16 protein-coding genes are annotated in these 15,007 nt (G+C 72.8%); 10 read left to right on the top strand and 6 right to left on the bottom strand.

Annotated features, from left to right (window positions below; genetic code table 11):
- Positions 1–16: 16 nt before the first annotated feature.
- Entirely contained in the window at positions 17–1,027 is a 1,011-nt protein-coding gene (locus tag AB0N27_RS29225) for a WYL domain-containing protein (protein ID WP_364376765.1), read from the bottom strand.
- 44 nt (positions 1,028–1,071) lie between these two features.
- On the opposite strand from AB0N27_RS29225, the gene AB0N27_RS29220 reads away from it, so the two are divergent.
- From AB0N27_RS29220 to AB0N27_RS29205, 4 genes are all read left to right on the top strand, one after another.
- Positions 1,072–1,551, top strand: a complete 480-nt coding sequence (locus AB0N27_RS29220; RefSeq protein ID WP_364376762.1) for a hypothetical protein — start codon at positions 1,072–1,074, stop codon at positions 1,549–1,551.
- The gene (locus AB0N27_RS29215; protein WP_364376759.1) at positions 1,551–2,009 is read left to right on the top strand and encodes a hypothetical protein; all 459 of its coding nucleotides are present in this window, start codon (positions 1,551–1,553) and stop codon (positions 2,007–2,009) included. Before AB0N27_RS29220 ends, AB0N27_RS29215 begins: the two co-directional genes overlap by 1 nt.
- Before the next feature lie 69 nt (positions 2,010–2,078).
- The gene (locus tag AB0N27_RS29210) at positions 2,079–3,566 is read left to right on the top strand and encodes an NAD(P)/FAD-dependent oxidoreductase (protein ID WP_364376756.1); all 1,488 of its coding nucleotides are present in this window, start codon (positions 2,079–2,081) and stop codon (positions 3,564–3,566) included.
- A complete protein-coding gene (locus AB0N27_RS29205) occupies positions 3,553–4,443 on the top strand; it encodes an SDR family NAD(P)-dependent oxidoreductase (protein ID WP_364376753.1) in 891 nt (296 codons plus the stop codon). The genes AB0N27_RS29210 and AB0N27_RS29205 overlap by 14 nt, the downstream gene beginning before the upstream one ends.
- A gap of 12 nt (positions 4,444–4,455) precedes the next feature.
- On the opposite strand, the gene AB0N27_RS29200 is transcribed toward AB0N27_RS29205, so the two are convergent.
- The 3 genes from AB0N27_RS29200 to AB0N27_RS29190 all read right to left on the bottom strand — a co-directional run bounded on the left by AB0N27_RS29200 (position 4,456) and on the right by AB0N27_RS29190 (position 7,624).
- Complete coding sequence (locus AB0N27_RS29200) at positions 4,456–5,916, bottom strand: cryptochrome/photolyase family protein (RefSeq protein ID WP_364376750.1); 1,461 nt, start codon at positions 5,914–5,916, stop codon at positions 4,456–4,458.
- A gap of 78 nt (positions 5,917–5,994) precedes the next feature.
- On the bottom strand, positions 5,995–7,182 hold the full coding sequence (locus AB0N27_RS29195) for a low temperature requirement protein A (RefSeq protein WP_364376747.1): 1,188 nt from the start codon (positions 7,180–7,182) through the stop codon (positions 5,995–5,997).
- Between the two features lie 22 nt (positions 7,183–7,204).
- On the bottom strand, positions 7,205–7,624 hold the full coding sequence (locus tag AB0N27_RS29190) for a hypothetical protein (protein WP_357994243.1): 420 nt from the start codon (positions 7,622–7,624) through the stop codon (positions 7,205–7,207).
- A gap of 183 nt (positions 7,625–7,807) precedes the next feature.
- On the opposite strand from AB0N27_RS29190, the gene AB0N27_RS29185 reads away from it, so the two are divergent.
- Together AB0N27_RS29185 and AB0N27_RS29180 are read left to right on the top strand one after the other, a co-directional pair.
- On the top strand, positions 7,808–8,893 hold the full coding sequence (locus AB0N27_RS29185) for an S-(hydroxymethyl)mycothiol dehydrogenase (protein WP_364376743.1): 1,086 nt from the start codon (positions 7,808–7,810) through the stop codon (positions 8,891–8,893).
- Complete coding sequence (locus AB0N27_RS29180) at positions 8,893–9,522, top strand: MBL fold metallo-hydrolase (RefSeq protein ID WP_364376740.1); 630 nt, start codon at positions 8,893–8,895, stop codon at positions 9,520–9,522. Before AB0N27_RS29185 ends, AB0N27_RS29180 begins: the two co-directional genes overlap by 1 nt.
- A gap of 24 nt (positions 9,523–9,546) precedes the next feature.
- Here the strand turns inward: AB0N27_RS29180 and tsaA are convergent, their stop codons facing one another.
- On the bottom strand, positions 9,547–9,960 hold the full coding sequence (tsaA, locus tag AB0N27_RS29175) for a tRNA (N6-threonylcarbamoyladenosine(37)-N6)-methyltransferase TrmO (protein WP_364376737.1): 414 nt from the start codon (positions 9,958–9,960) through the stop codon (positions 9,547–9,549).
- A 49-nt stretch (positions 9,961–10,009) separates the two neighbouring features.
- Here tsaA and AB0N27_RS29170 point away from each other — a divergent pair, with 49 nt between their 5' ends.
- The 3 genes from AB0N27_RS29170 (at position 10,010) to AB0N27_RS29160 (ending at position 12,461) form a co-directional block, all read left to right on the top strand.
- Positions 10,010–10,444, top strand: coding sequence for a VOC family protein (locus AB0N27_RS29170; protein ID WP_364376734.1), 435 nt, complete (start codon positions 10,010–10,012; stop codon positions 10,442–10,444).
- A 255-nt stretch (positions 10,445–10,699) separates the two neighbouring features.
- Positions 10,700–11,542, top strand: a complete 843-nt coding sequence (locus AB0N27_RS29165) for a DUF3626 domain-containing protein (RefSeq protein ID WP_364376731.1) — start codon at positions 10,700–10,702, stop codon at positions 11,540–11,542.
- Between the two features lie 205 nt (positions 11,543–11,747).
- Positions 11,748–12,461 carry a hypothetical protein gene (locus tag AB0N27_RS29160; RefSeq protein WP_364376728.1) on the top strand — a complete coding sequence of 238 codons (714 nt, stop codon included), beginning with the start codon at positions 11,748–11,750 and terminating at the stop codon, positions 12,459–12,461.
- A 58-nt stretch (positions 12,462–12,519) separates the two neighbouring features.
- Here the strand turns inward: AB0N27_RS29160 and AB0N27_RS29155 are convergent, their stop codons facing one another.
- Complete coding sequence (locus AB0N27_RS29155; RefSeq protein WP_364376725.1) at positions 12,520–13,890, bottom strand: hypothetical protein; 1,371 nt, start codon at positions 13,888–13,890, stop codon at positions 12,520–12,522.
- A gap of 262 nt (positions 13,891–14,152) precedes the next feature.
- On the opposite strand from AB0N27_RS29155, the gene AB0N27_RS29150 reads away from it, so the two are divergent.
- On the top strand, positions 14,153–14,431 hold the full coding sequence (locus tag AB0N27_RS29150) for a MazG-like family protein (protein ID WP_364376919.1): 279 nt from the start codon (positions 14,153–14,155) through the stop codon (positions 14,429–14,431).
- Positions 14,432–15,007 lie beyond the last annotated feature (576 nt).

Raw genomic sequence — 15,007 nt, 5'->3', positions numbered from 1 at the left:
CCACGAGCGGCCGTACTCAGGGTGTCGTACCGCCCCGGGTGTCCGGTTGCGGCGCGGGTGCGTAGAGGGCGGCCAGCCCCGCCGCCGTGGCGGTGAGCCGCTCGCGGAGAGCGACAGGTGTCAGCACCTCCACGTCCGCGCCGAGGCGCAGCAGGTCGCCGTGGGCGTGGGTGAGCGACTCGATCGGCAGCACCGCTGTCACCCAGCCCCGGGCGTCCGGCGGACCGGCGCTGGCGTCCACGGCGGCCACCACCGGATCGCTGCCGATCTCCCGCAGCCGCTCCCGACCGGCGGGGGAGAGCCGGACGGTGGCCTCGTCACGGTGCAGTTCCGCCCGGAACCGGGCCACGTGCGCCCGCCACCAGGACGGCAGGTCGAAGTCGGCGGGCCTGTCGAACTCCTCTGTCAGGGGGGTCAGCGCTTGTATCTGGTTGACCCGGTAGGTCGCCGGTCGACCCCGGCCCGGCTGGGCGGCCACCACGTACCACCGGCCGCCCTTGAGCACCAGACCGTACGGCTCCAGCACCCGTGTCACGTCGCCCTTCCAACTGCGGTAGCGCACCTCGACGCGGTGCTGGCGCCACACCGCCTCGGCGGTGCGGGCCAGCTCGGGTGAGGTGTCGCCGTCGGCGTACCAGCCGGGCGTGTCCAGGTGGAAGCGTTGCTGGAGCTGGGTGGCCCGGTCGCGCAGCGGGGCCGGAAGCGCGGCGTGCAGTTTGAGTCGCAGTGCGGCCACCACGTCGCCGTAGCCCAGCTCGTCGGCGGGGCCGGGCAGCCCGGCCAGGAAGAGCCGGTCGGCCTCCTCGGCGGTGAGACCGGTCAGCCGGGTGCGCCAGCCGTCGACGAGCTGGTAGCCGCCGGCGTGCCCGGCCTCGCCGTACAGCGGGATGCCGGCGGCGTGCAACGACTCGACGTCCCGGTAGATGGTGCGGGGGGAGACGGACAGCCGCTCGGCGAGCTGCGCGGCGGTCAGCCGGCCGTGCGCCTGGAGCAGCAGCAGGACGGAGAGGAGTCGACTGGCCCGCACTTCACTGACACTAGCTGTCAGGGAAGGGGTCCTACCGTCCCGGCATGGCATTTCGCGACAAGGACCTGCGAGCACCCGGACCGGTCACCGTGGACGGTCGGCAGCTCAAGCGCTATCACATCGACCAGCCGCAGCGGCCCCTCGAGCCGGAGGTGGAGAAGGCCGCGTACGACATGCTGCCCGCGCTGCTGGCCGACGTCCCGTACGACGGCACCCCGGCCGCCGGCTGGGTGGTGCTGCACCGGGGCGCGGACACGGGCGCCTACCTGCTGGCGTACACCTGGGTCTGGGACAACGCGGTGGAGGTGCGCGTGGCGGCGGCCGGGCAGCCCGCGCTGGACTGCCCGGACCAGGACCCGACGAACTTCGTGACGCTCCGCCGCCCCGCGGTGGGCTGCGTCTGGGAGTTGGCGGTGTTCGAGCACGAACGGGCCGCCTGGGTACGGCACATGCTCGCTCCGGAACGTCCCGACCTGACCGGGTATCTGCGCGACACGCGAGCGGAAGGACCGGTGGGCCGCTGATGGGCGACTTCGACTTCTTCGTGGGCACCTGGAACGTGGTCAACCGCCGGCTGCGCGAGCGGCTGGTCGGCTCCGACGAGTGGGAGGAGTTCCCGGGGGTGTCGGTCGCGCACGGCTTCTTCGCCGGCGGCGGCCACTTCGACGAGATCACCTTCCCGACGAAGGGTTTCTCCGGCGCGACGCTGCGGATCTTCGACCCGGCCACCGGGCAGTGGTCGATCTACTGGATGAACAGCTGTCGCGGCGAGTTGGAGCAACCCCCGATGGTGGGCCGTTTCGTCGACGGGGTGGGCCGCTTCCACGCCGACGACAAGCACGAGGGGCGTCCGGTCCGGTGCCGGTTCATCTGGTCGGACATCAGCGCGAGCACCGCGCGCTGGGAGCAGGCGTTCTCGGTCGACGGCGAGCGCACCTGGGAAACCAACTGGATCATGACGTTCAGCCGGGCGGCCGACTGAATCGGCCCGGCGACGGGGCGGTGGGCGCGGTGTTAGTGTCCGTCCACCGCCCCGGATCCAGGAGCGCCCATGACTCCCGACCACGTCGACGTGCTGATCGTCGGTGCCGGCCTGTCCGGCGTCGGCGCCGCCTGCCACCTGCGCCGCGACTGCCCCGACAAGACGTACGCGGTGCTGGAGGCGCGCGACGCCGTCGGCGGCACCTGGGACCTGTTCCGCTATCCGGGCATCCGGAGTGACTCGGACATGTTCACCCTCGGCTACTCCTTCAAGCCGTGGACCGCGCCGAAGGCCATCGCCGACGGCGGGACGATCCGGGAGTACGTCCGGGACACCGCCCGCGAGTACGACGTGCAGCGGCACATCCGCTTCAACCACCGGGTGACGCAGGCCGACTGGGACAGCGCCACCGCCCGCTGGACGGTACGCGCCCAGCGCACCGACACCGGTGAGCCGGTCGTCCTGACCTGCTCGTTCCTCTTCGCCTGCACCGGTTACTACCGCTACGACGAGGGTTACACCCCACCGCTGCCCGGCCTCGACGCGTACACCGGGCGGCTGGTGCACCCGCAGCACTGGCCCGACGACCTCGACTACGCCGGCAAGCGGGTGGTGGTGATCGGCAGTGGCGCCACCGCCGTGACACTGGTGCCGGCGATGGCCGAGCGGGCCGCCCACGTGACGATGCTCCAGCGCTCACCCACGTACGTCCTGGCCCTGCCCTCGCGCGACAGGCTGGCCGACGCGCTGCGGCGCCGGCTGCCGGCGACTGCCGCGTACCCGGTGGTGCGGTGGAAGAACGTGCTGATGTCCACGATCACCTTCCAGCTCAGCCGGCGGGCGCCCCGGCTGGTGAAGCGGATGCTGCGCCGGGCCACGACGGGCCGGCTCCCGGTGGGGTACGACGTCGACAGGCACTTCTCACCCCGCTACGACCCGTGGGACCAGCGGCTCTGCGTGGCGCCCGACGGCGACCTGTTCACGGCCGTGGCTCAGGGCCGGGCGTCGGTGGCCACCGACACCATCGACACGTTCACGCCGCACGGCGTCCGGCTGACCTCCGGCGCCGAGCTGCCCGCCGACGTCGTGGTCACCGCCACCGGGCTCAACCTGCTGGCCATCGGCGGCCTGACCCTGCGCGTCGACGGTGTCGAGGTCGACCTGGCCGACACCGTCGCCTACAAGGGCATGATGCTGTCCGGGGTGCGGAACTTCGCGTTGACCCTCGGCTACACGAACGCGTCGTGGACGTTGAAGGCCGACCTGGTCGCCCGTTACGTCTGCCGGCTGCTGCGGCACCTGGACCGCACCGGCCAGCAGGTCGTCACCCCGCTCCCGCCGCCCGACGACGAGCGGGTGCCGCTCATCGACCTGCGCTCCTCCTACGTGCTGCGCAGCGTCGACGTGCTGCCCCGGCAGGGCGCGAACGCGCCGTGGCGGCTCTACCAGAACTACGCCCGTGACGTGCTTCTCATGCGACACGGCCGGCTCACCGACGAGGGGGTGCGGTTCTCCCGCGCCACCCGGCAGGAAAGGAGCACCCGTGCGGAGGTTTGAGTTCACCGGCGCGACAGCCGTCGTCACAGGCGCGGCCAGCGGCATCGGCGCGGCGTTGGCGCAGGCGCTGGCCCGCCGGGGCAGCGACCTGGTCCTGCTGGACCGCGACACCGAACGGTTGGACGCGGTCGCCGTGGCGATCCGCGCCGAACACCCGGGCCGGCGGGTGCACACCCACGTCGTGGACCTCGCCGACGCGTCGGCCACCGCCGCGGTGGCCGAGGAGATCCGCCAGCGGCATCCCCGCGTACGGCTGCTGGTGAACAACGCGGGCGTGGGCCTCGGCGGCCGGTTCGACCAGGTGACGTTCGACGAGTTCAGCTGGGTCATCGACGTCAACTTCCGGGCCGTGGCGCAGCTGACCCACGCGCTGCTGCCCACCCTCAAGGCGGAACCCGGCGCGCACCTGGTGAACATCTCCAGCCTGTTCGGGCTGATCGCGCCGGCCGGGCAGACCGCGTACGCGGCGAGCAAGTTCGCGGTGCGCGGCCTCACCGAGGCGCTGCGCCACGAACTGGTCGACGACGGCATCGGCGTGACGTCGGTGCACCCCGGCGGCATCCGCACCCGGATCACCGAGAACGCCCGGATCGGCAGCGGCGTCTCGCACGATGAGTACGCCGCCGGCCGCGCCCAGTTCGAGAAGCTGCTCACCATCGCCCCGCAGCGGGCCGCCGAGGTGATCCTGCGCGGCGTCGAGCGACGCCGGGGCCGGGTGCTGATCGGCTGGTCGGCAAAGGTGCCCGACCTGCTGGCCCGGGTCCTGCCGGCCTCGTACAACAGGCTGCTGGTGACCGGCCTCAACCGGGGCGTCGTCCGGCCGGCCCCGCCCGTGCCCGCGCAGCGCTCCGCCGACACCGCCCGCGACGCGGTGTGACGGCAGGTCCGGTCACGGCGGCGTGCTGCCCCGCTTCTCCTCCTGCGCCAGCACCGCCTCGCGGTGCTCCGGGTCGTCGCGGCTGTCCAGCTCGGCGGCGAGCCGCGGATCGGCCACCAACCGCTCCCGGTTGCGGTGCAGGAAACTCTCGAAACCCCCGGTGTACGGGCAGGCCAGGTCGCCCAGGGCCCGCTCGGGCACGTAGCGGCACCCGGCGCAGTAGTCACTGATCTCGTCGATGTCGGTGCCGCCCACCGCGTACGGGCGGGTGTCGATCCGGGCCAGGTCGGCGTACTGGCTCATCCCGACGACAGTCGCGTTCATCACCCAGTCGGTGCCGTCGACGAAGCACAGCTGGAACCAGTCCGCCAGCTCCGACGGGCGCCAGCCGCGCTGCAACGCGTAGTTGCCGAGCACCAGCAGGCGGGGGCTGTGGTGGGTCCACGCCCGGTCCCGTACGGCGGCGAGCACGTCGGCCAGGCAGCGGGCCTCCACCGCGTCGGCGTCCAACTCGGCGAACCACTGCGGCAACGGCTCGGTCGCGCCCAGCCAGTTCGCGCCCCGGTACGGCGGCTCGAAGTACCAGTACAGCTGCCACAGGAACTCCCGCCAGCCGAGCAGGCCCCTGATGAACGGCTCAACCGCCGTCCGCGGGGCCGCGCCGCTGCGCCACGCCTGTTCGGCGGCGCGGATCGCCGGCTCCGGGTCGAGCAGCCCGAAATTGAACGAGGACGAGAGCGCGGAGTGCGCCAGCAGCGGGTCGTCGACGCTCATCACGTCGGCGTAGCGGCCGTACTGCGGCAGTCGGTGGGTCAGGAAGTGCGCCAGGCGGGCCTGCGCCTCGGCGTGCGTGGCCGGGTGTCGGCGGGGGCCGTCGCGGCCCACGAAGCGCACCCCGTCGGCGGCCCACCGGTCCAGGTCGCGGCGTACCTGCGCGTCGATCTCGTCCTCGACGATCGGCGGCGGTACGGGCGGCGGCGTCGGCACGCCGTGGTCCTCGGCGCGGGTACGCCGGGCCGCCGTGGCCCCGCCGGCGGGGGCGGTCAGCACGTCGTGCCGGCGGCGGGCGTGCCGGTAGAAGTCGGCCATCCGCAGCGGACCGCGCCGGGTGCGGTCGGCCCAACCGGCGAAGTCGGCCTGGCTGGTGACGAAGCCGCGCGGGGGCAGCACGGTCAGCTCCGGCACCGACCGGGCGAAGCGCAGCGCCGCCCGGGAGTGCGGATGGCACACCTCCAGGGGCTCACCGACCTGTGTCAGCGCCTCCCGGAAGGTGTCGGTCCGCAGCACCAGCGCCCGGTCACCCAGCTCGGCCGCACGGTGGCGCAGCGCGGAGAGGATCAGGTGCGCCTTCTGCCGGTGCATCGGCCGGCGGCGGAACAGGTCCCGGATCTCCACCAGCAGCACCGGCTGATCGGGGTCGTCGAGGAAGTGCGGCCCGAGTTGATCGGCCAGCAACCATCGGCGGCGAAGCATGTCGCAATTCTGCCCACCTTCGGGCCGACGCGCCCGTCGGCAGGCGGGCCGGGCGCGTCCGGGTCCATACCGGTCGGATCATCCCGAACCGACGCCGGGGACCGCCGGCGCGGGCAGCACGTCGCGGCGGCGCAGCAGCACGGTAAACGCCACGAGTGCCACAAGCAGCAGCGCGACCGCGTACACCGGCGCCGGACCCAGCGGCGTGAGCAGCGCGAGCAGCGCCACCACCGGGAACGCCACGACCACCACGCCGTGCTGTTGCCGACGGACGTGCAGCACCCAGATGGTGAGCAGGAAGACGGCGACGGGAACGGCGAGCGCGTACCCGGCGGTGGTGCCGGAGATGTGCGCGAGGTGCCGCTCGTGGTCGACCGCCACACCCAGGCCGGCGCCGACGGCCGCGACCGCCGCGAAGACCAGGTAGTGGCCATAACCCCAGACCAACGAGTACGGCAGTTGGTCGGGCGCCTCGATGGGCCTGTCGAAGTAGAGCCACCACAGTGCGAACACGATCACCGTTGCCGCCGCCGCCAGCGACCAGAGCTGGCGGTCTCCCGCGTCCACTCCGGTCTGGATGGCCACCGACGTGGCCAGCACCACGTCACCGAGCACGATGAGGGTGAACAGCCCGTACCGTTCGGTGATGTGCCCGGGGTGCCAGGGGGTCATTCCGGGCCGTTCGGCCACCGCCGGCACCAGCAGGTCGGCCAGGGCCAGCACCAGGAACGACGCGGTGCCCCACTCCTGTGGCAGGGCCAGCCGCAGCAGCCAGCCGAGCTGGACGACTGTGACACCGATGGCGTACCGCGTGGCCGCCGGGCGGTGTACCGGGTCACCGGCGGCGGCCCGCGACCAGTGCACGACCGCCGCGAGCCGCATCACCACGTAGCCGTACGTGATGACGCTGAAGTCGCCGTCGCTGAAGGCCCGTGGCACCCCGGCGGCGATGATCAGGGCGCCGGCAATCTGCACGAGGGTCGTGATCCGGTAGACGTCGTCGTCGGTGTCGTAGGCCGACGCGAACCAGGTGAAGTTCATCCACGACCACCAGATCGCGAAGAAGACCATCAGGTAGCTGGTCAGCGCGTGGACGAGGTGCCCCTCGGAGACGTCGTGGTGCAGGCTGCCGGCCGCCTGCGCCACGGCCACCACGAAGCACAGGTCGAAGAACAGTTCCAGCGGAGTTGCCGCCCGGTTCGGTTCGTCCCGGCTGCGGGGCCGCATCGGCCGGTAGAACGGCCGTACCGACGGGCTCCTGGTCACCGCGGCTCCTCGGCAGGTGCGGTCAGTGTCGCCGGCGGCCGTGGGTCAGACCCTCCAGCACCAGGGTCAGCCCCGCGCCGACCAGCCAGACGTCCTTGGCGAGACCGGTGCCCTGCTGGGTCGGGCGGACGCTGCCCGGCTCCCGCATCCCCGGTGTCTTCAGGTACAGCTGCACCAGCCCCGCGCCGAACGCGGTCAGGCCGAGCCCGACCAGGGGCGCCGGGACGAACGGCGCGAGCAGCGCGGCCCCCAGGGCGATCTCCGAGTACGACAGCAGCTTAGCGAACCGCGCCGGCTCGAACTGACCGAGCTGGGGCATGGCGGCCACCGCCATACCGTGCATGCCCTCCGCGGCGGCGCCCTCCAGATTCCGCTTACCCAGACCCGAGTTGAGGATGTACGCGCCGATGCTGACCCGCAGCGGCAGGTGCGCGAGCTTCATTGTCACTCCCGATGGCCGTTGTCGAATGCGGCAGGCGTACCCGGGACGGCCGGCGATAACCCGCCGGGGTGGCTGGGCTGGTCGTGGTGGTGGCGGTAGGTTCGCCCCAGGGCCCACCGCCGAGCCCGGCGCACCCGCTGACCCGGCGTCCGGCCCCGCCGCACACCACCAGCAGGAGGCCACGTGAGCCAGGAAGTCCGGGGAGTCATCTCCCGCAGCAAGGGAGCGCCGGTCGAGGTCACCACCATCGTGGTGCCCGATCCAGGCCCCGGTGAGGCAGTCGTCCGGATCCAGTCCTGCGGGGTCTGCCACACCGACCTGCACTATCGCGAGGGCGGCATCAACGACGACTACCCGTTCCTGCTCGGTCACGAGGCGGCGGGCATCGTCGAGCAGGTGGGCGCCGGCGTCACCGACGTCGCCCCCGGTGACTTCGTGGTGCTCAACTGGCGCGCGGTGTGCGGGGTGTGCCGGGCCTGCCGTCGCGGCCGGCCGTGGTACTGCTTCGACACCCACAACGCCACGCAGCGGATGACCCTCACCGACGGCACCGAGCTGACCCCGGCGCTGGGCATCGGCGCGTTCGCCGAGAAGACCCTGGTGCACGCCGGCCAGTGCACGAAGGTGGACCCGGCCGCGCGGCCGGCGGCCGTGGGCCTGCTCGGCTGCGGGGTGATGGCCGGGCTGGGCGCCGCCATGAACACCGGAAACGTCACCCGGGGCGACTCGGTCGCGGTGATCGGCTGCGGTGGCGTCGGGGACGCGGCGGTCGCCGGCGCGGCCCTCGCGGGCGCCACGACGATCGTCGCGGTGGACACCGACAGCCGCAAGCTCGACTGGGCCCGCAGGTTCGGCGCCACGCACACCGTGAACGCCTCCGAGACCGACCCGGTCGAGGCGATCCGCGCCGCCACCGGTGGCTTCGGCGCCGACGTCGTGATCGACGCGGTGGGTCGCCCGGAGACGTGGAAGCAGGCCTTCTACGCCAGGGACCTGGCCGGCACGGTGGTGCTCGTCGGCGTACCGACCCCGCAGATGCGTGTCGAGCTGCCGCTGCTCGACGTCTTCGGCCGTGGCGGCGCCCTCAAGTCCAGCTGGTACGGCGACTGCCTGCCCAGCCGCGACTTCCCGATGCTCACCGAGCTGTACCTTCAGGGCCGACTCGACCTGGACGCCTTCGTCACCGAGGAGATCGCGCTCGACCAGGTCGAGAACGCGTTCGCCCGGATGCACGGCGGTGGCGTGCTGCGTTCGGTGGTGGTGTTCTGATGACCGCCCGGGTCGGCCGTACGGTCACCGCCGGCACGTTCTCCCTCGACGGCCAGACCTTCGACGTGGACAACAACGTGTGGGTCGTCGGCGACGACAGCGAATGCGTCGTGCTTGACGCGCCGCACGACGTGGAGGCGATCCTCGCCCTGGTGGGGGGCCGCCGGGTCCGGGCCATCCTCGCCACCCACGCGCACGACGACCACGTCCGGGTAGCGCCCGAACTGGCCGAGGCCACCGGCGCGCCGGTGCTGCTGCACGCCGCCGACCGGGTGCTGTGGGACATGGTCCACCCGCACCTGCCGCCGCACGGCGAGCTGCACGACGGGCAGGGCATCGAGGTGGCCGGCACCACGCTGCGGGTGCTGCACACCCCCGGGCACAGCCCCGGGGCGTGCAGCTTCCACGCCCCGGGCCTGGACGTGGTGTTCACCGGCGACACGCTGTTCAACGGTGGGCCGGGCGCGACCGGGCGCTCGTTCAGCGACTTCGACACGATCGTCAGGTCGATCCGTACCCGCCTGCTCACGCTGCCGGCGGAGACGGTCGTGCACCCGGGGCACGGCGACGACACCACGATCGGTGCGGAGGCGCCGCACCTGCCGGAGTGGCTGGCCCGGGGCCACTGAGCCCCACGCGTGCCGGCGGGCGCGTCAGCGCTCGTCGGCCGCGCCCAGCACCGGCTTGACGTCCAGGATCGGGGTGCCGTCGAGCGCCTCCAGGTCGGCCACCCGCAGGCGCAGGCCGTCCACGGCGAGCACCCGCACCCGGTGCAGGCCGATCGGGTTGGGCCGGTGCGGCGAGCGGGTGCTGAACACGCCCGTCTCCGGGCGGCTCTCGTCGCCGCGCGGACGCACCGCCAGCACGTCCCGCCGCGCCCGGTCCAGCCAGGTCAGCACCAGCAGGTCGGCACCGACCCGCACGTCGCGCACGGCACGCTCGACCTGCGGGTCGAAGACCAGCCACGCCTCCGGCGCGCCCTCGTCGCCCTGCCGTGGCGCGGTCGCCGCGTCGGTAAGCGGCGAAAGGACCCGGCCGACCGCTCGCACGAGGTGTTCGTCGGCCATCCGCACTCCCTTCCGGACGGTGTCAGCCTACGGCGTTACGATCGCCCGCATGCCCGCCGAACACCAGGTACCCGCCGTCCGTCAACTGCGCCTCGTGGTGGAGGCGGCCGATTACGACGCCGCCGTGGCGTTCTTCCGCGACGCGCTGGGCCTGCGTGAGGAGGCGGCGTTCAGCGGTGAGGGTGACGCCCGGGTGATGATCCTGGACGCGGGCCGGGCCACCCTGGAGATCGCCAACCCGGCGCAGAAGCGCATGATCGACGAGGTCGAGGTGGGCCGGCAGGTGGCGCCGCGCATCCGGGTGGCCTTCGAGGTGGACGACGCCGAGGCGACCACCGCCCGACTGGTCGCCGCCGGGGCGAGCGAGGTCGCGCCGCCGACGCGTACCCCCTGGCAGTCGCTCAACTCCCGCCTCGACGCCCCGGCCGACCTGCACATCACGGTCTTCGAGGAGTTGGCGACGGCTGATGACGGCGACGACTGACGCGGGAGGGGTCCACGCCACGACCGGCCGGGCCGCGCAGGCGGCCGCCGTCGCGTACGTGCGGTCGCTCGCCGTGGTCGAGCGTCCCGCCGCGCTCGCCACAATCGTGCGGGAGCTCGCCGCCGCCGACGTCCACCATCGGCCCGAGCAGGTGCTGACGTCGGTCGTCAGCCATGGCCGGCTCACTGTGAACTTCCATCCGGACCGGCTGGGCGCGGACGGGCGGACGGTGGCGCCGCCCTCGCCGACGACGGGGTGTACCGCAGTCAGTTCGTCACAGGGATCTCCAACGGCGGGCTCAGCCCGTACCCCGGCGGCGACCGGGACCGCTGGGAGCGGCGGATGTTCGGCGGGGCGTACCAGCGGCCCGGCGTGACACCGGCGGACCGGCCCACCTACGGCGGGCTGAACCTGCTCGACCATCCGGACGGCGCCTGCCCCCGCTTCGGCTCCTGTCACCTGCGGCTGCGTCCGGCGGTGCTGTCCCGGGCCACGTTCTGCCTCGGCGACAGCCACCTCGGCCCGGGTGTGGTGGGCACCGCCGACGCGTTCGAGGCGGTGCTCGCCGGGTTGCTGACCGCCACCGCCGCCACCGGGGTCTGCCTGGGACGCGCGGGAACGGACGTCGGCACCCTGGTACGGACGGTTCTGGACGCGCCCGGGACACCGGCCACGGTGGGTCGCGCGCTTGACGACTACGTGGAGGCTCAGGTCCACGGCACCCTGGACCTCGCCACGGACGTCGAGGAACTGGTGGCGGATCCGTCCTTCGCCGGCACCCCGACCGGCGTCGCGCTGGAACAGATCGCCAGGCGGTACGGTTTCCCGCTGCGGTGGCACGCCGGCTTCACGCTCGCGGTCGATCGGGTCGACCCCGACTTCCGGGGCCCCTCGATCCCGGTGTTGGCGGCGCGTCTGCACCGCGAGTTCGCCCGACCGGGCGCACCTGTGGACGCGGCGCTGATCGGCCGGGGCGCGGCGTCGGCGGTCACCGAGCCGGCCCGTTGGGCGGACCGGGGCCCGATCGCGGGCACCCTTCAGCATCTGAAGCAGCTCTGGCACGTTCTCGTCCGGTTCGGCACGCCGCACGCCGGCTGACCGGTCCAGAGCCCGTCCACACCGATCGTCCGGTTCGCCCGGGTGACCGGGACCGCATGCTGCGCCAGCTCGGGCATTTCCGGAATGCCCGACACGCCAAGCTGGTTGTGTCCCCCGTACCGCCGGAGCCCAAACCCTTTTCCGCGGTCATCTCCCGAGGAGTGTTCACCCCGGAACGCTCCGCACGATCGAAAGGGCAACCATCGTGAAGGTCGACTTCACTCGATGGCTCCCCGCCATCGCTAAGGACTCGTACCGCAAGACCGCGCTGAGCGTGGTGGGTGTGGCTGCCCTCGGCGGCCTGGCGCTCGCGCCCACCGCGGCCGCCGCCCCGGTCACCTCAGGACCGCACCAGGGCGCCGTCGCCGCCATCGACCTCGCCACCGGCAAGGCCGCCACCTCTGCGCGGCAGGAGGACCAGCCCGTCGAGTCGGGCCTGACCACCGGCTCCGCCACCGGCAGGCCGGCGGCCGGCAAGCCCAGCCGGGACCAGCTCATCCCGCACGGCATCGAGGGTGCCCAGTCGCGCATCCCGCTCGACAAGGCGCAGCTCGACAACGCGCGGGCGATCGTCGACGCCGCCAAGAAGACAGGCGTCGGTGACCGGGGCGCCGTGATCGGCGTCGCCACCTCGTTGCAGGAGTCGAAGCTGTACAACCTCGGCCACCTCGGCGCGTACAACGACCACGACTCGCAGGGCCTCTTCCAGCAGCGCCCGTCGTCCGGTTGGGGCACGCCCGAGCAGATCACCGACCCGGAGTACTCGGCCACGGCGTTCTTCACCGCGCTCAAGAACGTGGGCGGCTGGCAGGACCTGCCGCTGACCACCGCCGCGCAGACCGTGCAGGTCTCCGCCTTCCCGTACGCGTACGCGCAGTGGGAGGAGCAGGCGGCGGACATCGTCCAGCAGCTCTGGTGACACGCGCACACGAGAACCGGCCGGCTCCCCGCACGGGAGCCGGCCGGTTCTCTCGTACTCAGCAGGCGGGGTAGAGGCGGCGGGTGCCGACCCCTGCGGCGTACGCGGCCCGGTCACTGAACCGGCAGCCGTAGTCGGCCCGAGCCACCACCGCCGGATCGGTAACGGTGTCACCGGCTGGACGCTTGCCGGTGCGTACCCAGGACACCAGGTCGTCCCACGCGGCGCCCGCCTCGCTCGGGGTGAACTCGCAGTGCTGCGTGGCACGGATGGCCCGCTGCACCACCAGCCGGCCGCGACCGTTGCGGGCCACATCGGTGGCGTACGCCTGCTCCATGCTGAACGGCACGAACAGGTCACCGAGGCCGTGCAGGCTGAGCACCGGCGCGGTGGGTCGGCCGGCGATCCGCGGCACCTCGGTAAGCGTCGGCAGGAGTCGCTGCACGACGTTCTCCGGGGCTACCCGCAGCACTGTGGCGTTGACGTCCACCGGGCTGTTCGGGGTGTAGCGGGTGAGCAGGTTGGTGGACAGCTGCCCGGGCCGCTGGGCGGGGGAGTTGCCGCTCCCGGTGGGCACGCTGATGGAGAAGAGAAAGTCCTTCCACACCGCGAACGCGGCGTCGGCTCCCGGACGCGGCCCGCCCGAACGGTTCACCGTGATGGCTCGCAGCTGCTTGCCCCGGTCGGTAGTGGTGTCCGGCCCGGTGGGGGTCAGCCCGGCCAGGCCGAGCGCCACCTGGATGCGCGGGACGGCGTTGTTCAGGTAGTCGGCCGGGGTGGGATAGGCAGGCACCTCGGCCAGGGCCTGCGCGACCAGGTTGTAGTCCAGGTAGAAGTCGAGCAGCGTCTGGTCGCCGAGCACCCCGCACATGGGCAGCGCGCCGTCGTAGAAGCCCGGGTACTGCTCCAGGGAACGGCCGATGACGTACCCGCCCATCGACACCCCGGCGAGGTAGGTGCGGTGCGGCTTGCGGACGGTCCGTCCGAAGTGGTCGGCCAGGTCCCTGGTGCCCAGCACCCCGGAACGGATGTCGAAGCCGTTGCGGTCGTACGACGAGGACGCCCACGCGTACCCCTGCTCCAGCAGGCGCTGGCGCAGTTCGTACGCGGGAGGCTCCGGCGAGAGCACCGTGCCCTGACCGCGGTAGCCGTGTGCCCACAGCACCAGATCGCCGTTCCACCGGGCGGGGACCTCGATGATGTACCCGGCGTGGCGGTGCACACCCTGGCGTACCGTCGTCGGCCGGCCGCCCACGACCAGCGGGGCCAGCGGCGGGTTCTCGATGGTGTACCCGGGCAGCGGCTGGCCGCCCCCGGGATCGCGGCCGGAGGCGGCGGCCGGCGCGGCGCCGGCCAGCCCGACGGCCAGAATGAGGGTCGCGGTGGCCGCGACCAGGCGGCGCAGGGTACGAACGGGTGTGGACAGCATCGACGCTCCCCATCGGACGGATGTCGCCTGCGGGGGCGACCAGGCGGGACGGTTGCCTACCGGCCGGTAGCGCCCTGAACCTAGGACCGCCGTCGACCGGAGTCAATGGGTACGCTGACCGGCCGCTCAGACGCGACTGTCCGGCCGGTCAGGTCGGGCCGGACGGGTGCCCGCCTCCGTTACCGGCCCGGGTACGCGGCCGGGCCGGGCCGTCGGGTTGACTGGTCCCGTGGACGACTCGATCTGGGACGCGGTCCGAGCGATGCGCGGTTGGCTGGACGCGGCGAACGGCACCGGGCAGACGGAACTGACCTGCCGCATCCTCAAACTGACCGAGGAGGCGGGGGAGGCGTCCGCCGCCTGGATCGGCCTGCTCGGACAGAATCCGCGCAAAGGCGTCACTCACACCCGCGAGGACGTGGCGGCGGAGTTGGCCGACGTGGCGCTCACGGCGCTCGTGGCGATCGAGAGTCTGGGGCTCGACGCGCAGACGATCCTGGACACCTCCGCCAGAAAGGTCCGCTCCCGCCTCGCGGGGTGAGGCCCGCCCACCCCGCCTGATTCATGACCGACGCCAGGTCGCCGAGCTGGCGGTGTCCCGACGTCGCGGATGCCGCCGTATCGGCGATATGGAGTGGATCAGCGCCCTGAGCGCCCTGAGCGCCCTGAGCGCCCTGAGCGCCCTGAGCGCCCTGAGCGCCCCCGCCCGGCGTGTCCGGGTGGGGTGTTTGTCCGGTCTGGGGTCGTGTGGCTGTGACCGCTCGCACCGGTGCGGCGGAATCATGGCCGGCCGGGGGTCGTTACACACCCTGACGATCGCAGGACCACGGCCGCCCGTCCCACCCGCCGCGGGTTGGAATGCCCGGCCTGGCCCGCTCGTTGCAGACCCCCCAGGCACCGCAAGATGTGGGTGCCACCGCATGGGCCGCCCCCCGGAATGACCCCGGTCCGCCGGTCGTTACACCGACCCCTCAGGCACCGCCGAAATGTGGGTGCCGCCGGATGGGCCACCCCCGGAATGGCCCCGGCCCCCGGTTGGTTACACCCAGATCTCGGCGCCGCGAGCCCCGCTCGCAGGCCGCCGACCTTCCTCAAAGTCTTTGTGCAGCGCCGGACG

The organism is Micromonospora sp. NPDC093244 (assembly GCF_040683695.1).
In the GTDB taxonomy this organism is placed as follows: Bacteria; Actinomycetota; Actinomycetes; order Mycobacteriales; family Micromonosporaceae; genus Micromonospora.
This window is presented reverse-complemented; position numbering and strand designations above follow the sequence as displayed.

What these genes read in the sequence shown, in the direction of transcription:
- tsaA (WP_364376737.1), bottom strand. Translation starts at nt 9,960, where the DNA reads ATGGCCGACGAACACCTCGTGCGAGCGGTCGGCCGGGTCCTTTCGCCG.
- AB0N27_RS29155 (WP_364376725.1), bottom strand. Translation starts at nt 13,890, where the DNA reads ATGCTGTCCACACCCGTTCGTACCCTGCGCCGCCTGGTCGCGGCCACC.
- AB0N27_RS29190 (WP_357994243.1), bottom strand. Translation starts at nt 7,624, where the DNA reads ATGAAGCTCGCGCACCTGCCGCTGCGGGTCAGCATCGGCGCGTACATC.
- AB0N27_RS29220 (WP_364376762.1), top strand. Translation starts at nt 1,072, where the DNA reads ATGGCATTTCGCGACAAGGACCTGCGAGCACCCGGACCGGTCACCGTG.
- AB0N27_RS29210 (WP_364376756.1), top strand. Translation starts at nt 2,079, where the DNA reads ATGACTCCCGACCACGTCGACGTGCTGATCGTCGGTGCCGGCCTGTCC.
- AB0N27_RS29150 (WP_364376919.1), top strand. Translation starts at nt 14,153, where the DNA reads ATGCGCGGTTGGCTGGACGCGGCGAACGGCACCGGGCAGACGGAACTG.
- AB0N27_RS29200 (WP_364376750.1), bottom strand. Translation starts at nt 5,916, where the DNA reads ATGCTTCGCCGCCGATGGTTGCTGGCCGATCAACTCGGGCCGCACTTC.
- AB0N27_RS29170 (WP_364376734.1), top strand. Translation starts at nt 10,010, where the DNA reads ATGCCCGCCGAACACCAGGTACCCGCCGTCCGTCAACTGCGCCTCGTG.
- AB0N27_RS29215 (WP_364376759.1), top strand. Translation starts at nt 1,551, where the DNA reads ATGGGCGACTTCGACTTCTTCGTGGGCACCTGGAACGTGGTCAACCGC.
- AB0N27_RS29180 (WP_364376740.1), top strand. Translation starts at nt 8,893, where the DNA reads ATGACCGCCCGGGTCGGCCGTACGGTCACCGCCGGCACGTTCTCCCTC.